At 62.5% G+C, this 25,710-nt stretch carries 21 protein-coding genes and 1 pseudogene; 14 read left to right on the top strand and 8 right to left on the bottom strand.

What is annotated here, in order from left to right; translation table 11 throughout:
• The first annotated feature begins 104 nt into the window (after nucleotides 1-104).
• The 6 genes from Q1W70_RS23930 (at nucleotide 105) to Q1W70_RS23905 (ending at nucleotide 6,960) form a co-directional block, all read left to right on the top strand.
• On the top strand, nucleotides 105-995 hold the full coding sequence (locus Q1W70_RS23930) for a universal stress protein (RefSeq protein ID WP_166592925.1): 891 nt from the start codon (nucleotides 105-107) through the stop codon (nucleotides 993-995).
• Nucleotides 996-1,264: 269 nt separating this feature from the next.
• The gene (locus Q1W70_RS23925; RefSeq protein WP_166592926.1) at nucleotides 1,265-2,368 is read left to right on the top strand and encodes a polyamine ABC transporter substrate-binding protein; all 1,104 of its coding nucleotides are present in this window, start codon (nucleotides 1,265-1,267) and stop codon (nucleotides 2,366-2,368) included.
• A 66-nt stretch (nucleotides 2,369-2,434) separates the two neighbouring features.
• Nucleotides 2,435-3,853 (top strand): aminotransferase, encoded by a 1,419-nt coding sequence (locus tag Q1W70_RS23920; protein ID WP_166592927.1) that lies wholly within the window; start codon nucleotides 2,435-2,437, stop codon nucleotides 3,851-3,853.
• Between the two features lie 50 nt (nucleotides 3,854-3,903).
• Nucleotides 3,904-4,755 (top strand): helix-turn-helix transcriptional regulator, encoded by an 852-nt coding sequence (locus tag Q1W70_RS23915; RefSeq protein WP_166592928.1) that lies wholly within the window; start codon nucleotides 3,904-3,906, stop codon nucleotides 4,753-4,755.
• A 400-nt stretch (nucleotides 4,756-5,155) separates the two neighbouring features.
• The gene (locus Q1W70_RS23910) at nucleotides 5,156-6,574 is read left to right on the top strand and encodes a PAAR domain-containing protein (protein ID WP_302098154.1); all 1,419 of its coding nucleotides are present in this window, start codon (nucleotides 5,156-5,158) and stop codon (nucleotides 6,572-6,574) included.
• On the top strand, nucleotides 6,571-6,960 hold the full coding sequence (locus tag Q1W70_RS23905; protein ID WP_166592966.1) for a hypothetical protein: 390 nt from the start codon (nucleotides 6,571-6,573) through the stop codon (nucleotides 6,958-6,960). Before Q1W70_RS23910 ends, Q1W70_RS23905 begins: the two co-directional genes overlap by 4 nt.
• Before the next feature lie 197 nt (nucleotides 6,961-7,157).
• On the opposite strand, the gene phnX is transcribed toward Q1W70_RS23905, so the two are convergent.
• The 7 genes and pseudogenes from phnX to phnD form a co-directional block, all read right to left on the bottom strand.
• Nucleotides 7,158-7,985 (bottom strand): phosphonoacetaldehyde hydrolase, encoded by an 828-nt coding sequence (gene phnX / locus Q1W70_RS23900; protein WP_166592964.1) that lies wholly within the window; start codon nucleotides 7,983-7,985, stop codon nucleotides 7,158-7,160.
• An 83-nt stretch (nucleotides 7,986-8,068) separates the two neighbouring features.
• Nucleotides 8,069-8,941, bottom strand: a complete 873-nt coding sequence (locus Q1W70_RS23895) for a LysR substrate-binding domain-containing protein (protein WP_166592963.1) — start codon at nucleotides 8,939-8,941, stop codon at nucleotides 8,069-8,071.
• 40 nt (nucleotides 8,942-8,981) lie between these two features.
• Nucleotides 8,982-10,278 (bottom strand): annotated as a pseudogene (locus tag Q1W70_RS23890) (MFS transporter).
• A gap of 126 nt (nucleotides 10,279-10,404) precedes the next feature.
• Nucleotides 10,405-11,496 carry an iron-containing alcohol dehydrogenase PsrA gene (gene psrA / locus Q1W70_RS23885; RefSeq protein ID WP_166592961.1) on the bottom strand — a complete coding sequence of 364 codons (1,092 nt, stop codon included), beginning with the start codon at nucleotides 11,494-11,496 and terminating at the stop codon, nucleotides 10,405-10,407.
• A 132-nt stretch (nucleotides 11,497-11,628) separates the two neighbouring features.
• Nucleotides 11,629-12,447 carry a phosphonate ABC transporter, permease protein PhnE gene (gene phnE, locus Q1W70_RS23880; protein WP_166592967.1) on the bottom strand — a complete coding sequence of 273 codons (819 nt, stop codon included), beginning with the start codon at nucleotides 12,445-12,447 and terminating at the stop codon, nucleotides 11,629-11,631.
• A gap of 2 nt (nucleotides 12,448-12,449) precedes the next feature.
• A complete protein-coding gene (gene phnC / locus Q1W70_RS23875; RefSeq protein ID WP_166592960.1) occupies nucleotides 12,450-13,247 on the bottom strand; it encodes a phosphonate ABC transporter ATP-binding protein in 798 nt (265 codons plus the stop codon).
• A complete protein-coding gene (phnD, locus tag Q1W70_RS23870; RefSeq protein ID WP_166592959.1) occupies nucleotides 13,244-14,110 on the bottom strand; it encodes a phosphonate ABC transporter substrate-binding protein in 867 nt (288 codons plus the stop codon). The genes phnC and phnD overlap by 4 nt, the downstream gene beginning before the upstream one ends.
• Before the next feature lie 109 nt (nucleotides 14,111-14,219).
• Here phnD and Q1W70_RS23865 point away from each other — a divergent pair, with 109 nt between their 5' ends.
• On the top strand, nucleotides 14,220-15,095 hold the full coding sequence (locus Q1W70_RS23865) for a LysR substrate-binding domain-containing protein (RefSeq protein ID WP_166592958.1): 876 nt from the start codon (nucleotides 14,220-14,222) through the stop codon (nucleotides 15,093-15,095).
• A 25-nt stretch (nucleotides 15,096-15,120) separates the two neighbouring features.
• Here Q1W70_RS23865 and Q1W70_RS23860 read toward each other — a convergent pair whose 3' ends face one another.
• Complete coding sequence (locus Q1W70_RS23860; protein ID WP_265538306.1) at nucleotides 15,121-16,068, bottom strand: site-specific integrase; 948 nt, start codon at nucleotides 16,066-16,068, stop codon at nucleotides 15,121-15,123.
• A 469-nt stretch (nucleotides 16,069-16,537) separates the two neighbouring features.
• On the opposite strand from Q1W70_RS23860, the gene tssB reads away from it, so the two are divergent.
• From tssB to tssH, 7 genes are all read left to right on the top strand, one after another.
• The gene (gene tssB, locus Q1W70_RS23855) at nucleotides 16,538-17,041 is read left to right on the top strand and encodes a type VI secretion system contractile sheath small subunit (RefSeq protein ID WP_166592956.1); all 504 of its coding nucleotides are present in this window, start codon (nucleotides 16,538-16,540) and stop codon (nucleotides 17,039-17,041) included.
• Nucleotides 17,042-17,075: 34 nt separating this feature from the next.
• Nucleotides 17,076-18,614 (top strand): type VI secretion system contractile sheath large subunit, encoded by a 1,539-nt coding sequence (gene tssC / locus Q1W70_RS23850; RefSeq protein WP_166592955.1) that lies wholly within the window; start codon nucleotides 17,076-17,078, stop codon nucleotides 18,612-18,614.
• A 20-nt stretch (nucleotides 18,615-18,634) separates the two neighbouring features.
• Entirely contained in the window at nucleotides 18,635-19,990 is a 1,356-nt protein-coding gene (gene tssK / locus Q1W70_RS23845) for a type VI secretion system baseplate subunit TssK (RefSeq protein WP_166592954.1), read from the top strand.
• A complete protein-coding gene (gene tssL / locus Q1W70_RS23840) occupies nucleotides 19,987-20,670 on the top strand; it encodes a type VI secretion system protein TssL, short form (RefSeq protein WP_302098151.1) in 684 nt (227 codons plus the stop codon). Before tssK ends, tssL begins: the two co-directional genes overlap by 4 nt.
• Nucleotides 20,667-22,418 (top strand): OmpA family protein, encoded by a 1,752-nt coding sequence (locus Q1W70_RS23835; RefSeq protein ID WP_302098150.1) that lies wholly within the window; start codon nucleotides 20,667-20,669, stop codon nucleotides 22,416-22,418. Before tssL ends, Q1W70_RS23835 begins: the two co-directional genes overlap by 4 nt.
• Nucleotides 22,419-22,432: 14 nt before the next feature.
• The gene (locus Q1W70_RS23830; protein ID WP_166592951.1) at nucleotides 22,433-22,924 is read left to right on the top strand and encodes an Hcp family type VI secretion system effector; all 492 of its coding nucleotides are present in this window, start codon (nucleotides 22,433-22,435) and stop codon (nucleotides 22,922-22,924) included.
• Nucleotides 22,925-23,078: 154 nt separating this feature from the next.
• Nucleotides 23,079-25,709 carry a type VI secretion system ATPase TssH gene (tssH, locus tag Q1W70_RS23825; protein ID WP_302098149.1) on the top strand — a complete coding sequence of 877 codons (2,631 nt, stop codon included), beginning with the start codon at nucleotides 23,079-23,081 and terminating at the stop codon, nucleotides 25,707-25,709.
• Nucleotide 25,710 lies beyond the last annotated feature (1 nt).

The raw sequence follows: 25,710 nt of genomic DNA, 5'->3' as shown, positions 1-25,710 counted from the left end.
CTGGCTGGCCAGCGCCGCCGGCCTTGATCGGGATCAATACGCTAAACCGCCACGGGTGCAGTCTTGGGTCAATACTGAACATAACTTCATCCGAGAACCCGACCATGAGCCAGTACCAACGCCTGCTGCTGATCATCAACCCGGCCCTGCGCGAGTCGCCCGCCATCCAGCAGGCCGGAGCGCTGGCCGGAGCCAGTGGCGCGAGCCTGCACATCGTCGCGCTGATCAAGTCCCTGGGCATCCTGACCCTGCTGGAGGGCGATGACTGGGCCAGCGCGCGGGTCAGCTATCTGCAGGAACAGGACGACTGGCTCCAGGGACAGGCGCAACAGTTGCGGGCCAGCGGGGTCGAGGTCACGGCCCATACCACTTGGTCCGAAGACCTCAAACGCGACATCCTGGAGCACGTCAGCGAACTGCAACCGGACCTGCTGATCAAGCAAGTGCAGCAGGAGCCATTGCTCAAGCGCACCTTCTTCACCCCAATGGATTGGCACCTGCTGCGCTATTGCCCGGTGCCGACCTACCTGGTGGGCGACCAGACGCAGGCTTTGCCGCGCAAGATCGTGGCCGCCATCGACAGCGCCAACGACCAACCACAGAACCAGCAGCTCAACGCGCGGATCATCAAGCAGGCCGAACGCCTGGCGTTGCAATGTGATGCCGAACTGCACCTGATCAGTGCCTGTGACATCGCCGCGGACTTTCTCGGCGACCTGGGCGGCGCCGGGCTGGCGCTGGGGGAATTGACCCGGGAGTTGCGCCGGGACCTGGAAAACGCCTTTCTCGACACCGCCGAGCGGTTTGGCGTAGCGCCGGAGCACCGGCACTTCATCAGCGGCGACCCGGTCCGGGTGCTGGCCGAATTTGCCCATGAGCACCAGGTGGATGTGCTGGTCCTGGGCCGCAACCAGTCGCGGGGCCTGGAAAAACTCATCGGCAGCACCACCGAGCACCTGCTGTACCAGGCGTCCTGCAGCGTGCTGGCGGTCTGACGGAAAGTGCGTTGTAGCCGCTGCCGAAGGCTGCGTTGGGTTGCGTAGCGACCCCCGGCGGATGTAGTGCCACGTTGAATGAACGTCCTGCGGCCGTTAACGCAGCCTCGCAGCCTCGCAGCCTCGCGGGCTCGGCAGCCGCTACGGTTCTGCGTTTGGTGGTGCGGCCGTTCACCCCCTTTCGGGGTATGGTGCCTTCGCGCAAATCCTCCAATAGTAGGCACGCCCGCTCATCCAGAGCCGAGCCTGCTCATAAGGTGGAATGTGCAATGCGCAAGGCACTACGCGTGTTTTCCAGTCTGTTGCTTGCTCCCATGTCCTGGGCGGTGCATGCCGCCGAGGTGAACGACGCCCATACGCTGCGGTTGTACAACTGGGCGGACTACATCGGTGAAAAGACCCTGGCCGATTTTGAGCAGGCCACGGGGATCAAGGTCATCTACGACACCTTCGATGCCTACGAGACGGTGCAGGCCAAGTTGCTCACCGGCCATTCCGGGTATGACCTGGTGGTGCTCAATGCCTCCCTGGTGCCGCCGCTGATCAAGGCCAAGGTGTTCCAGCCCCTGGATAAGCAGCTACTGCCGGGCTGGAGCAACCTGGACCCCAAGGTGCTGCAAGACTTGCAGGGCTACGACAGCGGCGTGGTCTATTCGGCGCCTTACACCTGGGGCAGCAACGGCGTGACCTACAACGTCGACATGATCAAGGCCCGCATGCCCGATGCGCCCATCGGTTCGCTGGCGATGATCTTCGATCCAAAGATCGTCTCGCGTTTCGCCGACTGCGGCGTGACCCTGATCGACGCCCCCACCGAAGTCATCCCCCTGGCCTTGACCTACCTGGGCCGCGATCCCCACAGCGCCGCGCCGGCCGACCTCAAGGCCGCCCAGGACCTGCTGCTGTCGGTACGCCCCTACATCAAGAAATTCGACTCGGTGAACTACCTCACCAGCCTGCCCAATGGCGATGTCTGCATGGCCATGACCTGGTCCGGCGATTACGCCACCGCCCAGGCCCGAGCGGAGGAGGCCAAGCTGAAGATCAACCTGGCGTACTTCGTGCCCAAGGAAGGCTCGCTGATCTGGTTCGACAATATGTACATCCCCGGCGACGCGCCCCATGTGGCCAACGCCCACACGTTCCTCCAGTACCTGTTGCAACCCCAGGTGATGGCCGACGTCAGCAACTACATCCATTACGCCAACAGCAACCAGGCCGCCACCGCGTTGCTGCAGCCCGAGGTGCGTGACAACCAGGCGATCTACCCCGACGCCGCCACCCGTGAACGGCTGTTCGCGCAGAAGACCCAGGACGCCAAGGACATGCGGGCCATCACCCGGGTCTGGAGCACGGTAAAGACCGGGCTCTGAGTCAGCGCCGGCTCGCTCCCACCTTGATATCCCAGCGGATTGATCATTACCTTCGAGACCTTTGCCATGACCACGCCCAACCCCGAGTTCTTCAACACGTTCGATAACGCCCAACTGGTCAAGGCCGACAAGGCCCACCACATGCACGGTTACCACGTGTTCGATGAACACCGGCAAAACGGTGCACTTAACATCGTCGCCGGCGACGGCGCCTATATCTACGACAGCCAAGGCCAGCGCTTTCTCGATGCGGTGGGCGGCATGTGGTGCACCAACATCGGCCTGGGGCGCGAGGAGATGGCCCTGGCGATTGCCGATCAGGTACGGCAACTGGCCTACGCCAATCCGTTCTCCGACATGGCCAACGCGGTGGCGATCCAGCTCTGCGAAAAGCTTGCCAGCCTGGCCCCCGGCGATCTCGACCACGTGTTCCTCACCACCGGCGGCTCGACCGCGGTCGACACCGCCTATCGACTGATCCAGTACTACCAGAACTGCCGTGGCAAGCCGCAGAAAAAACACATCATTGCCCGCTACAACGCCTATCACGGCTCGACCTGCCTGACGATGTCGATCGGCAACAAGGCCGCCGACCGGGTGCCGGAGTTCGACTACGCCCATGAGCTGATTCATCACGTCTCCAACCCCAACCCCTACCGCGCGCCCGATGGCATGGACGAAGCGCAGTTCCTCGAATTCCTGGTCCAGGAGTTCGAAGACAAGATCCACAGCATCGGTGCCGACCGGGTCGCGGCGTTTTTTGCCGAGCCGATCATGGGGTCCGGCGGGGTGATCATTCCCCCTGAAGGTTATCTGCAGCGCATGTGGCAGGTGTGCCAGGCCCACGACATCCTGTTTGTCGCCGATGAAGTGGTGACCTCGTTCGGCCGCCTGGGCAAGTGGTTCGCCTCCAGCGAGCTGTTCGGCGTGCAGCCGGACATCATTACCACCGCCAAGGGCCTGACGTCGGCCTACCTGCCGCTGGGGGCGTGCATTTTCTCGACGCGGATCTGGGACGTGATCGCCGAGCCCGGCCAGGGTCGCTGCTTCACTCACGGGTTCACCTACAGCGGCCACCCGGTGTGCTGCACCGCGGCGCTGAAGAACATCGAGATCATCGAGCGCGAGAACCTGCTGGCCCACGTGCAGGACGTGGGCAGCTACCTGGAACAACGCCTGGACACCCTGCGGGGCTTGCCACTGGTGGGTGATGTGCGCTGCGAGAAGCTCATGGCGTGTGTCGAATTCGTCGCCGACAAGGCCAGCAAGGCGCTGTTTGCCGACGAGGTCAACATCGGCGAACGGATTCACCTGCGGGCCCAGGCCAGGGGATTGCTGGTGCGGCCGATCATGCACCTCAATGTGATGTCGCCGCCGCTGATCATCACCCACGCCCAGGTCGACGAAATCGTCGAGACCCTGCGCGAGTGCATCCTGGAGGTCGCCGCCGAACTCCAGGCCCTGGACCTGTACACCGGGCGATGAGCAGCAGCCTGCCTATGCGCAGTCCTGGCTCCCCGGCTAGACTGCGCGGCATGAGTAAAGCCCAGGACCACACACTGATCGCCATGCCCTGGCGTGCCCTACATCAATGGCACGCCGGGCTTGCGCACGCCTTTACCCGGATCGACTCCGCGGATGCGCTGCGCTGCCTGGCGCAGGCCTTGGGGCACCTGGTGTCGGTGGAATCGGTAATGATCAGCCTGGAGCGCAAGGACCAGCCACCCCAATCCTTGTACCTGCAAGGCATCCCCGAGCAGTACCGGGAGTCGGTAATCGAACGCTATTTTGCCGGCGGCTATCTGCTCGACCCGTTTTGCCTGGCAGTGGAGCAGGGCCTGGCGGAAGGCTTCTACCACCTGGAAGAAATCGCCCCGGACGACTTTTTCGACAGCGACTACTACAAGACCTACTACCTCAAGGGCGGTTGTTCTGAAGACAGTTATTTCATTGTCGATGTCGGCAACCGGAGCAAGGTGTCCCTGAGCCTGTTCCAGGGCTTTGGCGGCCAGGCCTTGAGTGCCGGGCAACTGGACCTGCTCCGCGCGGTCGAACCCATGGTCCGCCAGTTCATCCGCCAGTTCGCCCAGTGCAACCGACTGATCACGCAACAGGACACTGTGGCCGTGCCTGCGACGGTTGACCTCAAACCCAGTATCCAGCACGCCTTCGAGCATTTTGGTAGTGAGGTACTGACCGAGCGTGAACGTGAAGTGGCGCACATGGTGCTGCGCGGCCACTCGGTCAAGTCGACCGCCAACGAACTGCGAATCGCCGCGGAAACTGTGCGCATGCACCGCAAGAACCTGTACCTGAAGTTGGCGATCAACTCCCAGTCAGAGCTGTTTGCGCTGTTCATCGAGTGGCTGCGCCAGGATCGAGTCTGACAAGGCGCCAGCCCTGGGAACACGCGTAGCCACCACGACTATGACGTTGCACTCGTACGCGGACGGCTAACTTAATACGTTTCCCACAAGCATCAGGGAAACGACCTATTTACTACCAACATTCACATCTTCAGGGTGCTGCCTGTCAATCACATCCTCTTACTCATGGTCATCGGCCGATTGGTCTCGCGCCCATCGTTCTCACTGGCGTGACAAGAGTAAGGCAGCCAAAAAACACCCAAGGATCTGGATCATAAACATGAAAGCCGCACTGCCCCTGTTGTACACGGACGATGTCTCCCTAGAGCTTCTCCAAACGCTGGAAAAAACCACCCGTTATCGAGCAGCCGCTTGCCGCTTTCAACAAGCCAGCCAGCTACCTTCGAGCGGGGGCTGAATCATGATCCGAGCCAGCGTCAACGGTATAAGACAAGGTCTGCACGGTGATCTGACCACCACCGGCGCGGTGTGTATCAGCAGCCTGCCCAATGCGACACAAGGCGGCCGGGGCGTCCTGCGGCTCGGGGATAAAACCACACCTTGTCCGCTGTGCGGAGAAATCGGCGTAATCGTTGAAAGCCAGCCTGCAATGAAGTGGATGGGGATTGCGACGGCGCTGGACGGCGCAGGGATCCACTGCGGCTGTCCCAAGGGCCGCAACCGAGTGATCGCGTCTGAGCAATCAAGCGCTGCACCGCAAACGACAAGAACAGCCGATCAACCCGCTTCTTCAGCAGTCACCAGCCCCTCGCAAGCGCCGCGGCAATCCGCCTTCTCCCCGTCGAGCCAGCCAGCTGCGTCAGTGTTCAACCGTCTGGAACCTCAGGAGCCAGGCTTCTATGTGGTACCCAAAAGCATGACCCGTGAAGCACTGGAGGCCACGCTTTTCCCGGTGCGTGATTGGGCTGTGATGAGCAAGTTTCAGGCGCTCAACCCGGGTATGGGGGAGGTCAAAGCGGGTTCGATGATCGTGCTCAGCGATCCGAACAACCCCTCCTGTACCTACCAGGAAGCGCAACTGATGCAGGCCGCTCGACAGGTCAAGGCGACCCTTGATCCCCTGACGCCGCAAGAGGCCGATTTTCGCTTTCGCCACGCTGCTGAAATCGCCAGCTTTACCGGTCACACCTCAACCTGGCTTGGCGTCAGTGCTCTGGTCATGGAAAACCACGTGAGCAGGCTGCGTGACACGCTCCAGGCCATGGAGCGCTTGCATCAGGAAAGCTATCGCCAGCATGGTCACCTCAAATCGCCGCAGTTCTTCGCCGATCGCAGGCACCTGATCAGCCAGTTGGATGCCCATTTGCTGAACTCGACGCGGCTGCGCGGCCAGACCACCCTGGGCGATCACCCCAAGTTGAAAACAGCCCTCGGCATTTCCAGTCGAAGCCTGGTCCATCATTGGGACAAGGCCGGGGCGCCGGGACAGATACCGGGGTATGCCACGCATGTCAGCGCTACCAGTCGTGCTGCCCAATATATGCAGTCGGGCGGTTACATCGGGATTGGTATTGGCGGGGTGTCCTCGTTGTTGGCGATTCAGGAGGTATGTATTGGCGATTCGGGGGCGGCTTGCGAGAAGGTGAGGTTTACGGAGGGAGGGAAGTTTGGCTTGTCCACCTTTGCTGGTGCCGTGAGCGGGAGGATTGCCATCTCTGCCGCAAGTCCGATTTGCGTGGCAATTGGCGTATCTACAGGTATCGGGGGCGTTGTCTGTGTCGCGGCCATAGTGGGGACGGGGGCATGGGTGGGTACGGAGTACGGTGGTAAGGCTGGCGAATACATGGGGGAGAAAATTTACGAGGTTACACAACCATGACCAGTATCGACACGTGGTCTCCCTGGATTGCGATCATTGTTACTGGTGGGTGGAGCCTGCTTGCAGCTGCGGGTCTTGCGTTCAGTCTATACCTGAGCAACCGTCAATTGGACGCCATTAAGGAGGCCTTGAAGAACAGTCGTTATGTCTATATCTGGGGACCTAGCCTGGGAAAGCGAGGTTTTATTTGGTCCCTGTTGGAGATATCAAAAATCGCCGGAATGGTGGTGTGGCCATGGGCATCACTTCGCATCGGTGAACTAGACCCTATCGATCTTAAAAACTTTCCTACTCGCTTGAAACGTCTTCTGATTATCGATTTGACGATAATGATCATTTCCTGCACTTGGATGGGAATTGCAGTCGTGCTGATAAAGTTTAAATAGCTTGATGGACGACCATTCCAAACTGAAAACAGCCCTCGGCATTTCCAGTCGAAGCCTGGTGCATCACTGGGACAAGGCTGGAGCGCCGGGACAGATACCGGGTTATGCCACGCATGTCAGTGCAACCAGTCGCGCTGCCCAGTATATGAAGTCCAATGCACCTCAAGCACTCAACGCGCTTGAGGTGCACGCGTGGCTCAGGCGCCTTGTGGCGTTTCGCCCCGCGCCAGGCGGGCGTTGATCTGCTCGATTACTGCCGGCAACTCGGCAATGGTGTCGATCAGGTAGTGCGGGCGGGCGCCTTCGAAGGTCTGGCTGATGCGGGCGTGGGCATCGGCCAGTTGCTCGGGGCTCAGTGCCTGGAACTGTTCGTAGGTCAGGCCCAGGGCGTTGCCGGAGCAGGTCAGGGCGACTGTCCACATGCCGGCGCTGCGGCCTTCGAGGATGCCCGGCCAGGTGTCGTCGACCTTGACGCACGCCGCGACGTCGCTGACGCCCAGGGCGATCACGTTAGCCAGGGCCTGGGCCGGGTACGGACGGCCGTTGGGCACTTCGTCGGTGGCCACCACATGGTCGGCGACGTAGCCGTTGGCTCGGGCCAGTTCTACCACCTTGGCCATCACCACCGCCGGATAGCCGGAGCAGGAACCGATTTTCAGGCCCTGCTCGCGGAGTGCGGCGATGGCCTCCAGGGCGCCCGGGATCAGGGCCGAGTGCAGGGCGATTTTCTCGATCTGCAGCGGCATGAAGCGCTCATAAAGTGCGGTGACGTCTGCATCGGTCGGCAGGCGATCGAACACGGCACGGTAGCGTTCGGCAATCTGCGGTTGATTGCACAGGGTGCGGATGTGGTCCCACTTGCCCATGCCCATCGGGCCGCGGGCCTCTTCCAGGGACACGGCAACGCCGAACTCGGCAAAGGCCTCGACGAAAATCTGCGTAGGGGCAAAGGAACCGAAGTCGACGACGGTGCCGGCCCAGTCCAGGACCACGGCTTGCAAGTGGGTCGGTTGTTGATAGTGCATGGGAAATCTCCAGTGTGTGGGTAGGGGGTGGCCGTCCTTCGTGCAAGGAAGCAGGGCGCAGGGGTGAAGGTGGGACAGGGTTATCAGGTGGCCGGTATCGGGCTTGAGTCGAACAGCTCCGCGATCATTGGTCGGTGGCGACGGATGCCCAGACAGCACAGGTGGTAGTCGATGGCGAACGGGTGATTGACGAACGTGATGGGAGTGGTGCCCGGGGTGTGGGCGTACTCGACAGCCGAGACAAAACCAATACCGATGCCCTTGGCGATGGCGTGGACAATGGCTTCGCGACTGTTCAATTGCATCACGCAGTTGAGTTCGACGTTCAGCCGCTTGCAGCTTTCCTCAACCAGTTGCCGGGTCCGCGAGCTCTTCTCGCGAAGCACCCATTTCTCGGCACTGATCTGCTCGACATGCACCTGTTCCTGCTGCGCCCAGGGATGGTCGTCACGGACCACCGCGATGATCGGGTAGCGTCGGTATAGCTGGGTGTCGAAACGCTGGTCGAATTCGGACAGGGCAAGGATCGCCACGTCGATGTCGAAATTGAACAGCCGCGCCAGGGTTTCCTTTTCCGGGCTGAAGGAGGTTTCCAGCTCGATGTCCGGATGCTGCTGCATCAGTTCATAGGTCAGGTTCATCGCGATAGGCGGTGAAACCGCCCCCAGGCGTAGCATGCCGGTCTTGCGTTGCTTGAAACTGTGCAGCAGTTGCACGGCTTCGTCCTCCTGGCCGAACAGGCCCTGGGTGATCCCGTAGAGCTGGTGTCCGGCCGCACTCATTTCGATAAAGCGGCCACGGCGGTGGAACAGTTCCACCGAGAACTTCTTCTCCAGGGCGTTGACCTGCTCGCTGACCGTTGGCTGGCCGATACACAGGTAGTCGGCCGCCAGGGTGAAGCTGCCGGTCTTGGCCACGGCGTGAAAGGATCGGAGCCACTTGTGGTACTGGTACATGAATGCGCCTGCCTGTGAGTCGAAACGGAGTGCCGGGCCATCAACGCCGGATGAACAGCGCAACCAGCGCACTGCACAGGCAGGCCGCGGTCACCACGATGAAGATCAGCGAGGTATTGCCGGTACTGTCGAGCATACTGCCGATCAAGGGTTCCGCCAGGCCCGCGAACAGATAGGAGGAGAAGTTCATTACCCCGGTGGCCGTGCCCGCCCGTTTGGCGCCGACCAGGTCGGGGCACAGGGCCCAGAAGCTGGAAGCCGGGCCATAGACAAAAAATCCGCAGAGAAACAGCGCCACCAGGCCGATCATGCTGTGGGGCGGCAGGCTCCACATCCACAGGCTGGTCGCCGCGCCGAGGAACATGTAGAGCATGATCGCCAGGTAACGTTTGGAGCCGAACAGCTTGTCCGACACCCAGCCATTGGTCAGCGCGCCGATCGCCATGCCCACCGGCAGGGCCACGGTGATCCATTTCGGATCCACCAGGCTGTCGCCGCTTTTCCAGTCGGCGCCGAGAAAATGCACCGGCACCCAGACGATCAGGCCGTAGCGGGCGGCGTTCTGGAAACCCAGGGACACTGCGGCGACGATCAGCCGGGCATTTTTCAGGACTGCCTTGTAGCGTTGCGCGGAGGTTTCGACCTCGCCTTGCGCCACCTCGTGCTGTTTGTCCGCGGCATTGGCCACACCGGTGTCGGCCAGCGGCTCGAAGCCCAGGTCCTGCGGGCGCTCACGGGCAATCAAGTAGAACAGGATGCCGCCGGCCAGCATCAGCAACACCGGCAAGCGGAAGATCCAGCGCCACTCCAGTCTGCAGCACCTCAAGCACCACGATTGAGGTCACGTAGGACAGCACCGAGGCGCACCCGGCAGCAAACACATAAAAGCCATAGACCTTGCCGCGCTCGCCAGCGCTCCACCAGTTGGAGATCAGCCGGCTGCCGGGCGCCCAGCCCAAGGCCTGGAAGTAGCCGTTGATGCCCCAGGGCAGGATCAGGCTGGCAAACCCGGCAGAGAAGCTGGTCACCCAGTTGGCGCCGCAGGACAACACGGCGCCCAGGGTCATGATCCGCCGGCCACCGAACTTGTCGGCGAGGTTGCCGTTGATGGCCTGGCCGATGGCGTAGGCCCAGAGCATGGCGGCCGACACCCAACCGAGGGTTTCCTTGCTCAGGCCGAACTCGGCCTGGATCCCGGGAATGGCAAAGCCGAAGGTTTGCCGGCCGGTGTAGAAAAACAGGTAACAGAACATCGCCGCCAGCAACATGCGCCACTGGGCGACGCGGAACGAAGCCGTGTGGGTAGCGAGACCCGGCAGGGTTTGGGCACGATTCATGATCTTTTCCTTATTATTGTTCGCCCCTCGAGCCATCGCCCGAGGGTGACACCGATTTACCGGTGCCGCAGGAAATCGCCGCGGCCGGTGGCGCCGCAGGCAGTGCGTGTTGGGTGAACGCTGGATCTAGGCCGCCTGGCAACCGATGAAGTTCTTGCCGCGCGCGCCCTGCAGGGCGAACTGGATGATGGCCTCGGCGTCCTGGGCGGTGACGCCGTAGTCGGCAAACTCGGTCTTCACGCCCACGCTGTGCAGCAGGTCGCGCAACTGGGCCTGGGCCTTGGCCAGGTCGCTGCCGAAAATCCGTTGCAGGGTCTGGTCGCGCTCCTGGTCGTGACCCCAGGCCAGGCCCAGCACCAGGGGCAGGGTGAAGGAGCAGGCGATGCCATGGGGCAGGCCGTGGCGCAGGGTCATTTCATAGGAAATGGAGTGGGCCAGTGCGGTCTTGGTGTTGGAGAACGCCATACCGGCCTTGAGCGCCGCCAGCGCCATGCGCGTGCGCAATTCCTGGCTGGACAAGTCGCGCAGCAACCGTGGCAGGCAGTCGAGGATGTCCGCGATGGCGGCCATGGCGAAGGTGTCGGAGATCGGGTTGGCGTTGACGTTCCAGATCGACTCCAGGGCGTGGGACAGGGCGTCCAGGCCGGTGGAGACGGTGACGCTGGCCGGCACCGTCAACATCAGTTGCGGGTCGATGATCGCCACCTTGGGCCAGGTGCAGTCCAGGTGCAACGAGTACTTCTTCAGGCTGGCGCTGTCCCAGATGGTCGCCCAGGGGGTGACTTCGCTGCCGGTGCCGGCGGTGGTCGGCGCGGCGATCAGCTGTTTGCTGCGCGCCGGGACAAAGGGTTTGCCGGTTGCCAACAGGGCCAGCAATTCGTCGAAGCGCCCCGACTCGGTGCCGACGATCAGGGCCTTGGCGGTGTCGATGGCGCTGCCACCGCCCACGGCGATGACCATGCTGCAGTCGTCGGCGTCAGCCCAAAAGCGTTCATAGGTATCGCGCAGGTGTGCCACGTCGGGGTTGGGCTGCACGTCTTCAATCACGTACACCAGGCGCTCGCCCAGCAGTTCTTCGATGCGCGCCACCAGGCCCAGCCCGCGCGCCTCGGGGAATGTCACCAACGCGACCTTGTGCTGTTGGGTAATGGCGGCCAACTGTTGCAGGCTGCCCCAGCCGAAACGAGTGTCAACCGGGTTGTGGAATCGGGCGGTCATCAGGGAGTTCCTTATTGTTGTTGGCGAGAGTGGCCCCATACTCGGGGGCACTCGCCAACAGCTCAAATCGATAAATCGCAGGTTTGAATCGGCGGGGCCGATAACAGCCCGCAGCCGTTGGTGCAGGTACGCTCAGTGGCTGGAACCGCGCTGGATCGCATTGCGCAGCCTGCCGGACACGGCGTCGGCGATGACCACCATCAAGGTAATGACGATGATGCAGGTGGCGGTTTGTTCGTATTTGAACAGTTTGAGGCTGCTCACCAACTCGAACCCCAGGCCGCCGGCGCCGACCATGCCGAGCACGGTGGCCGAGCGCAGGTTGACCTCGAAGCGGTAGAGGATCACCGCAATCCAGGCCGTGATGACTTGTGGCAGCACACCAAACACAATCACCTGCAACGGCCGTGCCCCGGTGGCCTGCAAGGCCTCGATGGGGCCCTGGTCGATTTCCTCGATGCTCTCGGCGAAGAACTTGCCCAGCATGCCCATGCCATGCAGCGCCAACGCCAGCACGCCGGGAAAGGGGCCCAAACCCACCGCCGAGACAAAGATCAAGGCCAGGATCAGTTCGTTGATACTGCGAGTGACGTTGAGAAACTGCCGCGTGGCGTGGAACACCAGGCGGTTGCGACTGAGGTTGCGTGCCGCCAGGAACGACAACGGAATCGCCAGCAGCACGCCAAGCAGGGTGCCCCAGATGGCGATCTGCAGGGTTTCGATGGCCGGGGCCAGTAATCGCGGGAGGATGCTCAGGTCCGGGGGCATAGTGCGGGCGAGGAAGTCGCCGATTTGCGGCAGGCCGCCGGCCAGTTCCGCGACGCTGAGCTGCGCGCCCTCGGCGCTCCAGTGCAGGGTCAGCACGACTGTCAGGACCAGCGCCGCGCTAAACAGCCAGCTCCGCGCGCTGCGCGGTCGGTCCACGGTCCACAGGTAGTTGTTCGGTTGCATGCTCAAGCCCTCGGTTCGCTGCACGGCACCAGCGCCAGGGCGCTGGCCACGGGTTGGGCGTCAGGCGCTGGGTCCTGGCCGGGATAGATGCGTTGCAGGTCAGCCTCACCCATGCTCGCCGGGTGGCCGTCGAACACCAGGCGACCGTGGGCCAGGCCGACAATCCGGTCGCCAAACTCACGGGCGTAATCCACCTGGTGCAGGTTGCACAGCACGGTGATCCCCAGTTCCCGCGATGCATCGCGCAGGTACTGCAACACCAGGCGAGCGGTCTTGGGGTCGAGGCTGGCCACCGGTTCGTCCGCCAGGATCACCTGGGGACACTGGGCCAGGGCGCGGGCAATGCCGACCCGTTGCATCTGCCCGCCGGAGAGGGCGTCGGTGCGTTCGTTGGCCTTGTGCTCCAGCTCCACCCGTTGCAGGCATTGCCTGGCCAGTGTCACATCGGCTTGGCGGAACAGCTGCAGGACTGAGCTGAAGGTGGATACGGCGCCCAGGCGTCCGGTCAGGACATTCTTCAGCACGCTCAGGCGCGGCACCACGTTGTGGTGCTGGAAGATCATCGCGACCTGGCGGCGCAGCGTCCGCGGATCGCGGCAGGAGCGGGCATCGATGCCGGCCACCTGCAGGGTGCCGGAGTCGGCCTGGACCAGGCGGTTGATGCAACGCAGCAAGGTCGACTTGCCGGCGCCGGATTGCCCCAGGATCACCACGAACTCGCCTTGGCCGACGTCCAGGTCGATACCGCGCAGCACCGGGTTGCTCCCGTAGTGCTTGGTCAATTGGCGGATGCTGATCATTTCATGCTCCGCAAATCCAGATCGAGCACCTTGGCAGTGTCGCGCACCACGTCGTAGGCCGCGTCGCTGGTGGGCTGGAAGCCGTCGAGCACACCCTGGTCACCCCACGGCACATCCTTGATCGAGGCCAGGGCGCTGGCGACTTTCTGTTGCAGGGCCGGGTCCAGGTCCTTGCGCCAGACCATCGGCGACTCGGGAATCGGCCGCGAGCTCCAGACCACCTGGAAGTCGTCCTGCTTGACCAGGCCCTTGCTCACCGCGCTGGCAAAAATCCGGTCGGCTACCGCCGCGGCGTCCACTTTGCGGTTCTCCACGGCGAGGATGCTGGCGTCGTGGGAGCCGGAGAAGATCACCCGGGAAAACAGCTGCGCCGGCACGAACCCGGCCTGCTCAAGGCCCGCCTTGGGGAACAGGTGGCCGGACGCCGAGCTGGGGTCGACAAAGGCGAAGGTACGGCCCTTGAGGTCCGCCAGCTCGCGGATGCCGCTGTCCTTGCGCGCGACAATCACGCTCTTGTAGGCGCTTTGCCCGGTTTTGCGGGTGACGGCGACCGCGAAGGCTTCGACATTGGCCACCGAAGTGGCGAGGACGTAGGAGAACGGGCCCAGGTACGCCACATCGAGCTTGCCGGCACGCAGGGCTTCGATGATGCCGTTGTAGTCGGTCGCAACGAAGGGCACCACCGGCATGCCCAACCGGCTTTCCAGGGTGCTGAGCACCTGTTTGCTGGCTTCGATCATCGCCTGGGAGTCTTCGGACGGAATCAGGCCAATGGTCAGTTGGTCTTTGGCGCTGGCGAGGCCGGCGGCGGTCAGGGTAAGGGCGATGCTGGCGACACGCAGAAATGAGCGCAGAGGTTTCATGGCAATCCAGGGAGTGGGTTGGAGTTGCCTCAGGCTAGAAGTGTCACGTGACAGTCATTCGATCAATTCAATATGGGTTCAGGCAGTTAACTATTGATGGAGTCTATGGATGTCCAGCGCAAAGATGCGGGCTTTCCTCGCGGTGGCCCGCCACGGCAGTTTCAGTGCCGGGGCACGGGCGCTCGGCCTCAGCCAGCCGACCCTGACCACCCAGGTGCAAGCCATGGAGCGGCAGTACAACCTGGAGCTGTTTCACCGCCGTGGGCGGCGCATCGAGTTGTCCGATGTCGGCCGGCAATTGCTGCCGATCGCCCAGGCGATGGCGGCGCTGGACCTGGATGCGCACAACCTGCTGCGCGATTCCGGCCGGCTCGACAGCGGGGAGTTGCGGCTGGGGGCGGTGGGGCCGTTCCATGTGATCGAGATGGTCGACCACTATCTGCAGCGCCACCCCCGTATCGATGTGTCGATCCGGGTCGGCAACTCGGCGCAGGTCCTGGCCGATCTCGAGCGCTACGTGACGGACATCGCGGTGCTGGCCGGTCGGCACGACGATCCGGCGCTGTGTGCCGTGCACTACGCGCGCCACGCGATCATCCTGTTCGCCCACCATGCCCATCCCCTGGCCGCGCGCGGCTCGGTGCGCCTCGAAGAACTGGAAGGCCAGGCGCTGCTGCAACGCGAGCCCGGCTCCACCACCCGCGCGGTCCTCGACGCCGCCCTGCAGGCCGCGGGCGTGGTGCCGCGAATCGCCATGGAGATCGGTAGCCGGGAAGCCCTGCGCGAAGCCGTGGTCCGCGGGATTGGCCTGGGCGCGGTGTCCGAAGCCGAATTCATCGCAGACCCACGGATCCGCGCGATCCGCCTGGAAGGCGACCCGCTGTACACCGAAACCTACCTCTATTGCCTGGCGGAGCGACGCTCCAGCCGGCTGATTTCATCGTTCTTCGAGGTCTTGCTGGCGGGGCAGTCCCAGGCGTCGTGAGTGACAGGCCGGGCGGGCCGATGGATCATTCGAGGGCGAGCGGGGTGATGCCTGGCGCCAGCGGTTTTTCCGCCAGGCCCCCAAAGCTGTGAGAGGCGTCGACATAGCGCATCGCCGACTTGACGTCTTTCCAGCCGACATAGCTCATCAGTGACTTGATGTCCCAGCCGTTGGCGGTGGCCCAGGTGGCAAAGCCGCGGCGCAGGGAGTGGCTGGTGTACAGCTCGGCGGGCACCCCGGCTCGGCGAAACAGGCGCCGCAGCAAGGGGATCAGGCTGTTGGCGTGCAAACCGTCCGGTGCCAGGTTGCCCCAGCGATCCAGGCGCCGGAACACCGGCCCATAGGCAATGCCCGCGGCCGTAATCCAATTGCCATAGGCCTGCACCGGGCAGAGCTTTTTCAGGGCCGGGGTCTGGAAGCGGGTCCCCAGGTGCTGGCGATCGCCCTTGCTGTGGGGCAGGTAGAAGCTGATCCCGACACCCGCCTGCATCTCGGTGTGTTCTACCCGCAGGCGGGACAGTTCATCTGCGCGAAAGCCGCGCCAGAATCCGATCAGCACCAGCGCGGCATCCCGCCGACAGCGCAGTACCGTGGGCCAGTCGTGCTGCTGGGCGGCCAGCGTTGCCTGCTGTTCGAGCCAGTCGATGGCCTGTTCCAGGTGCTGCAGCAACAGCGGCGCCGCCTGCTTCTCCTGGGCCGGATGCAAGGTGCGGATGCCCTTGATCATCTGGCGCACCGTCGGGGTCTTGGTCGGGTCGGGAAACCCCTGGGTGATGTGCCACTGGGCGAGGGCAGCCAGGCGTTGCTTCAAGGTGCTGATCGCCAGTTGATCGGCGTAGTCGGCCAGGTAGCGCACGATGCTGTCGCCCGTCGCCGGCAGAAACCCGCCCCAGGTCACTTCGAAGTGCTCCACCGCGGCACGGTAACTGCGCCGGGTGTTCTCCCGGGTGCCGGCCTTGAGGTAGCGGTCCACCTTGTTCAACTTTAGCTCCCCACAGTGCCTGATCAGGTTTTGTCGAACAAAGTAGAGCGCAAATCCTGGAAAACAGCAAAAAACCATAAGAAATAAAGGCTTGGAGCTGATGCAGGAGACCACGAGGCGGCTGTTATCAAGCGTTTGATAAATCGACGCAGTTGGATCGTATCCAGATACAGAATGTTTATGGGCAACCTCCAGCATAACAAAGTTCGCTGTTTTGTTATTGAGCCGTACTTGATTTCACAACTGGAAAATTTGCGTTGTAGGGTATTTCCTTATATGTGTACGAAATTTCCCTTTCTTATATTTGGGGCTGGAAACACCTCTGTAAGTCATCCATCATTACAACTTGCAGGTGTTTATCTTGTTTATTTTTTTGCCGGAAAAAAGGGATTTACCTAACGAGGCCGGTGGATCGGTTGCCGAGATGCCACCGGCTGTCACGTTATTGTCTGGAGGATGTATGGCGTCAAGTAGTTTTCAGAACGAAGTGCCCAAGGCGCGGATCAATATCAAGCTCGACTTGCACACTGGCGGAGCACAGAAAAAAGTCGAGTTGCCTCTCAAGCTGATGGTCATGGGCGACTACAGCAACGGCCAGGAGCTGCGGCCCCTGTCGCAAAGAACCAAGATAAACGTTGATCGCAACAACTTCGATAGTGTCCTCGCCGAGTTCGCCCCTGACCTGAAAATGACAGTGGCCAACACCTTGGCTCAAGACGGTTCGAAGACAGCTATCGAGTTGAAGTTGCGTAACCTCAAGGATTTTGAACCTGAACAGGTAGCGCGGCAAATACCGCAACTACGTGCACTGCTTGCGATGCGCAATCTCCTGCGCGACCTAAAGTCCAATCTGCTGGACAACTCAACTTTTCGTTACGAACTCGAGCTCATACTCAAGGATGAAGGGTTAAGTCACGAGCTTCGCAATGAACTGGCTGCCTTGGCTGTGCAAGAAGATCGCTAACTGCGCCCGGATTCTTTAAAAGGAAGTTTATCCCATGCCTGTAGAACATCCCCACGCGCAGTCGCGCGACGCACACGTGTTGACCGAAGAAAGTCGCGGCGTCTATGGCGCCCTGTTCAGCAAGATCAACCTCAGTCCAGTTGCGGAGTTGGGCGGTATTGAAGCTTTTCAAAGCAGCGAGGCATTGGCCGAGGCCACTGCCGACGAGCGAGTGACCGCCGCCGTCAGCGTGTTCCTCAAACTGCTAGAGCAGTCGGCACAGAAGGTCGAGCGCCTGGACAAGAGCCTGCTCGACGAGCACATTGGCGCGCTGGATGCGCAGATCAGCCAACAACTGGATGCGGTGATGCATCACCCGGACTTCCAGCGAGTCGAGTCAACCTGGCGCGGAGTGAAGTCGTTGGTCGATCAGACCGATTTCCGCCAGAACGTGCGTATCGAGCTGCTGGATATCAGTAAGGAGCACCTGGTACAGGATTTCGACGATGCCCCTGAAGTCGCGCAAAGCGGCCTTTATGTGCAGACCTACACCCAGGAGTACGACACCCCGGGCGGCGAGCCGTTCGCCGCGGCCATTTCCAACTTCGAGTTCGATCGCAGCCCGCAAGACATTGCCCTTCTACGTAACATCTCCAAGGTCGCGGCCGCCGCGCACATGCCGTTCATTGGCGCCGTGGGCCCAGCATTCTTCGGCAAGGAGTCGATGGAGGAGGTGGCTGCAATCAAAGACATCGGCAACTACTTCGACCGTGCCGAATACATCAAGTGGAAAGCCTTCCGTGACAGCGACGATGCCCGTTACATTGGGTTGACCATGCCACGGGTACTTGGCCGCTTGCCATATGGCCCGGACACTGTGCCGGTGCGCAGCTTCAACTACGTTGAGAGCGTCAAGGGCCCGGACCACGACAAATACCTCTGGACCAGCGCTGCGTTTGCGTTCGCCGCCAACATGGTCAAGAGCTTCATCACCAATGGCTGGTGTGTGCAGATTCGTGGCCCACAGTCTGGGGGCGCGGTCAGCGAGCTGCCGATTCACCTGTACGACCTGGGCACAGGTAACCAGGTGAAGATTCCATCGGAGGTGATGATCCCCGAGACCCGTGAATTCGAGTTCGCCAACCTCGGTTTCATTCCGCTGTCGTACTACAAGAACCGCGACTACGCCTGCTTTTTCTCGGCCAACTCGACTCAGAAGCCAGCGCTCTACGATACCGTCGATGCCACCGCCAACAGCCGGATCAATGCCCGTTTGCCGTACATCTTCCTGCTGTCGCGCATTGCTCATCATCTGAAGCTGATCCAGCGCGAGAACATTGGCACCACCAAAGACCGGCGCTTGCTGGAATTGGAATTGAACAAGTGGATAGGCGGGCTCGTGACTGAAATGACCGACCCTGGCGATGCCTTGCAGGCTTCGCACCCCCTGCGTGATGCCAAGGTGACCGTCGAGGATATCGAGGACAACCCCGGGTTCTTCCGCGTCAAGCTGTACGCCGTGCCGCATTTCCAGGTGGAAGGCATGGACGTCAACCTGTCGTTGGTTTCGCAAATGCCGAAAGCGAAAGCCTGATCACTTTGTAGGAAATCTTGATGAATATCGACCGCCCCCTGTGGAATGCGGGAGCCCTATTGTGCCCGCAGCAATTCCAGCAGCAGGCTCGCTGGGAAGCCCGTACCAACGAGACCATTGCCCATTTGTCGCAGGTCCATCCATGGGGCGTGCAGGCCGTGGCTTTCGACGCGCAGGCCCTGAAGCTGGGCCTGCTCAAGGCGACTCAGTTGTGCGTGCGGATGCCTGACGGCACCCTGATCGATAGCCAGCAAGCAGATCGTCTGCCTCCGGCCCTGGAACTGGCTCGCCTGCTGCCTGAAACCTGCCAGCAGGTCACGCTGCTCCTGGCGCTGCCGCTTGAACAGGCCAATGGCAACAACTGCCTGTTCGAGGGTGACAGGGCAGACCGGCCGGTGCGTTATCGCCAGGATTGGCGCCAGGTGCAGGATATCTTCGGCGATGACGTGCAATCGGTCGGCGTACTGGAATATGCGCTGAGCTTGCGCCAGGAAAACGATGACAACGGCGACTACCTGACCTGTGCGGTCGCGCGCCTGATACGCGACGGCCTGGGTACCTGGAGTCTCGATCCGGCGTATGTGCCGCCGCTGATCAGCTTTGCCGCGCATCCCGGTTTGCTCGGGCAACTGGACAACCTGCTGACTCAGCTGTCGGCCAAGCGTCAACGGCTGATGGGAATGCGCCGCGAAAGTAACCAGCGCATGGCTGACTTCGCGGTGGCCGATGTGTCGTTGTTCTGGCTACTCAATGCCTTGAACACCTACCAGCCGATCCTGGCCGATCTGCAGGCGCACCCTGCGCGTCATCCGGAGCAGGTGTATCAGGACCTGGTCAAGTTGGCGGGCAGCCTGCTGACCTTTTCCCTGGATCACGATATCGAGCAGATTCCGAGCTATCGGCACACCCAGCTGGAGAGTGTATTCGCGCCCTTGATGAGCACCATCTCAACCTTGCTCGAAGCCAGCCTGCCGTCGCGTGTCATTGCCCTGGAACTGCAGGAGACCGGGGCCAATCGCTGGCAGGTCAGCCTCAACGATGGACGCTTGCGTGAGCCGGGTGGCGCGGACTTCTACCTCTCGGTGCGCTGCCGCCTGCCGGTGGTGCAGGTGCAGGAGCAGTTCCCGCGTCTGTGCAAGGTCGGTACCCCGGATGATGTCTCGCAACTGGTCAACGCCGCGCTGGACGGTGTTCCGTTGCAGCCCCTCAGTCATGTACCGGCGGCCATCCCGTTGCGCTTGGAAAACCAGTACTTCGCCCTCGACCTGAGTCACCCCAAGGGGAGGGCGATGCTCGCGGCAGGGGTCTGTGCTTTCTACGTGCCCAGCACGCTGACCGACGTCCGTCTTGAACTGTTTGCGGTACTGCGCACATGAGCCTGAGCGCTGCACACAACCACCGCGCCCTGGCGGTGGATATCGATGGGCTGATGCAAGATAGCTATCTGCTGGTTGTCGAACTGCGCCAGGGAGCATCGGCGCAGAACAGTGATCAGCTGTGGCAGCGCTGCGTTGAACAGGTAGAGCGGGTTCGCCAGGACCTCGAGGCAGCCCACGTCAGCGAACGCAGCATCGAACTGATCAGCCACGCGCAGTGCGCCTTGCTGGATGAAACCATGCTCGGCTGTGCCCAGGGCGATGCCCATGCGAGGTGGGCCGGCGAGCCACTGCAGGCGAAGTTCTTCAACCGGCATCAGGCCGGCGAGTTTTTCTATACCGACCTGCGCGAAGTGCTGCACCAACCTGCGCCGGACCCGCTGGTGCTGACCACCTTCCAGCGCGTGTTGATGCTCGGCTTTCGCGGGCGCTACCCCGACAACGGTGATCCTGAGCGTGAACAATTACTGACCATGCTGACTGCCCGGGTCGCGCCCTTTGAGCTCGACCACGTCCTGCCCAGCCAAAGGCGTGCGAGTCGGCGCCTGGGCTGGCTGGGGCGGGACCATTCGCCGCTGGTCCATCTGTTGATGGCGGCACTGGTGCTCGGGCTGGTGTGGTGGGGGCTCGACCAACTGCTGGGCAATGTCATCGCAACGCTAGTGCCGGGGCAGGCATGAAAGCGTTACCGATGACGTCCAGGCAGGCGCAAGGGCTTTGGTTGTGGGCCGGGGGGCTGTGGCTTGGGTTGCTGATGATTATCCCGCTCGCAGGCTGGCTGCGGGTCATGATGGTCTTGGCCGTACTGTTGCTCGTCGGCCGGGCCTGGCGGCGCGCCCGCCATGAGGCGCGCCTGCGGCGTGGTTGCTTGGTGCTGGCCGAAAACGCCTGCCTTCCACCGCCCGGGTACCGCTTGCCCGTGGTGCTGGTCTGGGGGGATAGCGCCAACGAATTGTTCGCGCTCCCCCCGACGCCGCAGATCGCGCTGCGCACTACCGGGCAAGGCTGCTTCGTACGGGTACCGAGCCTTGAACAACTGCCAACACTGGTCGCCGGGCTGCTCGCCGAACGGGGGCAGTGGGGCGAACAACTCAGTGTGCTGTTGATCATCAACCCCGCTGAGCATACCGACAGCGCCGCACTGGCTGGACAACTGCGCGCCTTCTGCCACCAGGTGGCGCAAGTGCGCAAACGCGGGATCGGCTTGCCGCTGATGCTGGCGAGCTACCTGCAGAGTGCGCACGGTGCCGGTCCATGGTTCAGTTGGGAGGCGGGGCAGGCCCAGCCTTGGGTACGTGAATCCACCGCCTGTGTCAGCCTCGCCGATTGGCAGCGCCAGGTCGCGGATCCTGGCACCCGGGCCGCACGTTTGCAGGTCAGCGTGCAACTCAACAGTGCTGCGGCCTGGCTCGCCGAATCAGTCCTGCCACACCTGGCCAAGCGGGACGGACATACCACCGTCGAGCCCGCGCTGGCTTGCGCCGTCACCCTGGTGCCGGCCCTGGACGGCACGCTGTCGGGCAACCTGTGGCAGCAGTGGCTGCGCGACAAGCTGGCCCTGCTCGATAGCCCCTTGGCACAACGGCAGGTGGACAGGCCGTTGATCTTTCCCGATCCGTTGCTGTCTGTCGTGCCAATCCGCCCCTCTCGTTCGCCGTTGCGTGGCGCACCGCTGATCGCACTTTGGCTGTTCGTCGCAGCGGCTGTCGTGGCCCTCGCCAGCTCGGCCTGGCAGAACATTTTGTTGGCCCGGCAGGTCAGCGATGATCTGCGTCGCTACCACGTCATTGCTTTCAGCGAGCGGTCTGAGCATCCATCGTTCACCCAGCGCGAAGACGCACTGGCAACCCTGCGCCAGTCCGCAGTGCGCCTGGATCACTACTACCGCCGTGGCGCACCACTGGCCCTGGGACTCGGCCTGTATCACGGCGAACGATTGCGCACGCCATTGCTGGCGACTATTGCCGGACACCGGCAGCCAGCGGCCTCGACCCCGGCGCACGTGAGCCGCCCGGTTCGCCTGGACAGCCTGTCACTGTTCAGTAGCGGCAGTGCGCGGCTCAAGCCGGACTCGACCAAAGTGCTGATCAACGCCCTGGTCGGCATCCAGGCCCAGGCCGGTTGGCTGATCGTCATCGCCGGGCACACCGACGCCACCGGCAACACCGAGCACAACTTGAAACTGTCCCGCGCCCGCGCGGCGGCGGTGCATGACTGGATGCAGCGCATGGGTGACATCCCCGACAGCTGCTTTGCAGTCCAGGGCTTTGGCGCCAGCCAGCCGATCGCCAGCAATGCCACCGAGGCCGGGCGCTCGGCCAATCGACGCGTCGAAATCCGTCTGATCCCGGCAGCGGGGGCCTGTGTGTTCCCCACCGCCGGATCGGACAGACAACCCCCTGCCGCGACAGCGGCAATCGAGTACTGAGAAAGGAGTTTCACATGGCAATTCCCGTTTACCTGTGGCTGACCAATGACGGCGGCGGCCCAATCAAAGGTTCGGTGGACATGCAAGGGCGAGAGGGCAGCATCGAAGTACTCGCTCTGGACCATAACGTGTCGATTCCGACCGACAACAACACCGGCAAGCTGACTGGCACGCGCATTCACTCGCCGTTTACGTTCACCAAGGAAGTCGACGCGGCCACCGTTTATCTGTTCAAGGCGGTGACTTCCGGCCAGACCCTGCAGAGCGCTGAATTCAAGTGGTACAGCATCAACACCGCAGGTCAGGAAGTGGAGAGCTACAGCGCATTGCTGGAGCAGGTCAAGGTGGTGAATGTCGCCTCGAAAATGCACGACATCAAGGACCCCACCAAGGAAAAACACAACCACCTGGAGGAAGTCGAACTGCGCTACGAAAAAATCACCTGGTCCTTCAAGGACGGCAACCTCAACCACTCGGACGCCTGGAATACGCGCGAGAGCGCTTGACCTGAAAGCGCCAGCAGGCTGACGCCGGTCTGCTGGCTCCGGTGTGCTGGGTTGAGTGTCCGTGCGCGGATGCTCAGCCAATCACATCGCGCGGCACACCTAGCGCTGACGCAACCGTCCGCGCACCCAGAATCCAGTATAAGGACGTACCTGCATGGCCCCTGACGCCACCCGTTTGCTTCGCCGCCTCAATCCCTATTGTGCCCAGGCGCTGAGCTCGGCCGCTTCGCTGTGCCAAAGCCGAGCCCATGGGCAGATCAGCATCGAGCACTGGTTGCTCAAGCTTTTGGAACAGGGCGAGGGCGACCTGACCCTGATCGCGCGTCGCTACCAATGGGACATGGATGCGCTGTGGCGAGGCCTGCTCGAGCACCTCGACCGTCTGCCGCGCAGCGTGCAGGGCAAACCTCAGCTGTGTGGCAGGTTGCAGCAACTGATCAGGGATGCCTGGCTGCTGGCCTCGCTGGACGACCATTGCACCAGCCTGCGCTCTGCCCACTTGCTCGGTGCCTTGCTGCAGACGCCAAGCCTGCTGGCCTGTGATGCGGCATGGCCATTATTGAGCCTGGGTCAAACGCAGTTGCAGCAGCTATCCGTCCTGCTCGATCAACACTCCGAAGAACGTCCCCAGGCACAACAGCAAAGCGCGATGGGCGACGACAGCCTGTTGCCTGACCCGTGCCCACCGCCGGCGGACGATGCCTGCCAGGCGGTACTCCAACGATTTACCCAGGACCTCACCGCCAAGGCCAGGGCCGGGCAGATCGACCCGGTGCTGGGTCGCGACGACGAAATCCGCCAGGTGATCGATATTCTCAGCCGCCGACGCAAGAACAACCCATTGCTGGTCGGCGAGCCTGGGGTAGGCAAGACCGCACTGGTCGAAGGCCTGGCGTTGCGTATTGCCCAGGGCAATGTCCCCGACAGCCTCAAGCCCGTCAGTGTACGCACCCTCGACCTGGGGCTGTTGCAAGCTGGCGCCGGGGTCAAGGGAGAGTTCGAACAACGCCTGAAAAACGTCATCGAGGCGGTGCAACAGTCGACCAACCCGGTGCTGCTGTTCATCGACGAAGCCCATACCTTGATCGGCGCCGGCAACCAGGCCGGCGGGGCGGATGCGGCGAACCTGCTCAAGCCCGCGTTGGCCCGGGGTGAGCTGCGCACGATTGCAGCGACCACCTGGAGCGAATACAAGCAGTATTTCGAGCGCGACGCCGCCCTTGAACGACGTTTCCAGCAGGTCAAGGTCGACGAACCGGACGATGCCAGCGCCAGTCTCATGCTGCGAGGCCTCAAGGCGCGTTATGCCAGCCACCACGGCGTGCACATCCACGACGCGGCGGTCCAGGCCGCTGTCAGCCTGTCACGGCGCTACCTGACCGGTCGGCAACTGCCGGACAAGGCTGTCGACTTGCTCGATACCGCCAGCGCCCGGGTACGCATGAGCCTGGACTGTGAGCCGCAAGCCCTGGTCTGCCTGCGTGCCCGCCAGGTTGCGCTGGGCCTGGAGCGCGAGGCCCTTGAAGCCGACCAGCACCTGGGCGGTTGCCAGGCCCGTGAGCGTCTGGCATCGATTGCCGCGCAACACGCCGACCTGCAGCACCAGCAGGCTCAACTGCAGCAGCACCATCAACAGCAACTGGACCTGACCCGGCAACTGCTCGACGCCCGCCAGGCCGTGCCAGCGTGCATGGACACTTGCACCCGCTTGCAGGCGCAACTGAGCGACGCCCAGGGCAATCAGCCCCTGGTGTCCCTCGACGTCACGGCGCGCAGTGTCGCTGAAGTGATTGCCGACTGGACCGGAGTGCCCCTGGGTAGCCTGCTCAAGGATGAACAGGCCAGCCTGCTGGCGCTGGAGCAGGAACTGGCGGCGCGGGTAGTTGGCCAGACGCCGGCGTTGAGTGCTCTGGCCCAGCGTCTGCGGGCGGCGCGGACCGGCCTGACCGAAGAAAAAGCGCCCCTGGGGGTATTCCTGCTGGTGGGCAGCAGCGGTGTCGGCAAGACCGAAACCGCCCTGGCGCTGGCGGACTGTCTGTTCGGCGGCGAAAAGTCGTTGATCACCCTCAACCTGTGCGAATACCAGGAAGCCCACACCGTCAGCCAACTCAAAGGCTCACCGCCCGGTTATGTCGGCTATGGCCAGGGTGGCGTGCTCACTGAGGCAGTCCGCCAACGCCCCTACAGCGTGGTACTGCTGGACGAGGTGGAGAAAGCCCATCGCGACGTCCTCAACCTGTTTTACCAGGTCTTCGATCGTGGCTTCATGCGCGATGGCGAAGGGCGGGCAATCGACTTTCGCAACACCGTGATCCTCATGACCTCGAACCTGGGCAGCGATCAACTGCAAGCCTGTCTCCAGCAGCAACCCGATGCGCCGGACAGTCTTCTGCACGAACGGCTGCACCCGCTGCTGCGCGAGCACTTCCAGCCGGCCTTGCTCGCACGCTTCCAGACCCTGATCTATCGCCCGCTGCCAGCCTGCGCGCTGAAGCGCATCGTCGGCCTCAAGCTGGCCAAAGTCGCCGAGCGCCTGCAACGCCACTACGACCTCGAATGCCACTACGACGAGCCACTCAGTGATGCCCTGGTGAGCGCCTGCCTGCTGCCCGACGCCGGCGCACGCAGCATCGACAGCCTGCTCAACCAGCAGATCCTGCCGGTGCTCAGCCAGCAGTTGCTGCAACGCCAGGCGGCCCGCCAGCCCAGCCACCGCGTGACCATGGGTTACAGCGAGGAGCTGGGCGTCAGCTTGCAGTTCGCTGACGGCGCCACGGAGGCCTGAG

The sequence above is a fragment of the Pseudomonas kielensis genome (genome assembly GCF_030505375.1).
Lineage (GTDB): Bacteria > Pseudomonadota > Gammaproteobacteria > Pseudomonadales > Pseudomonadaceae > Aquipseudomonas > Aquipseudomonas kielensis.
This window is presented reverse-complemented; position numbering and strand designations above follow the sequence as displayed.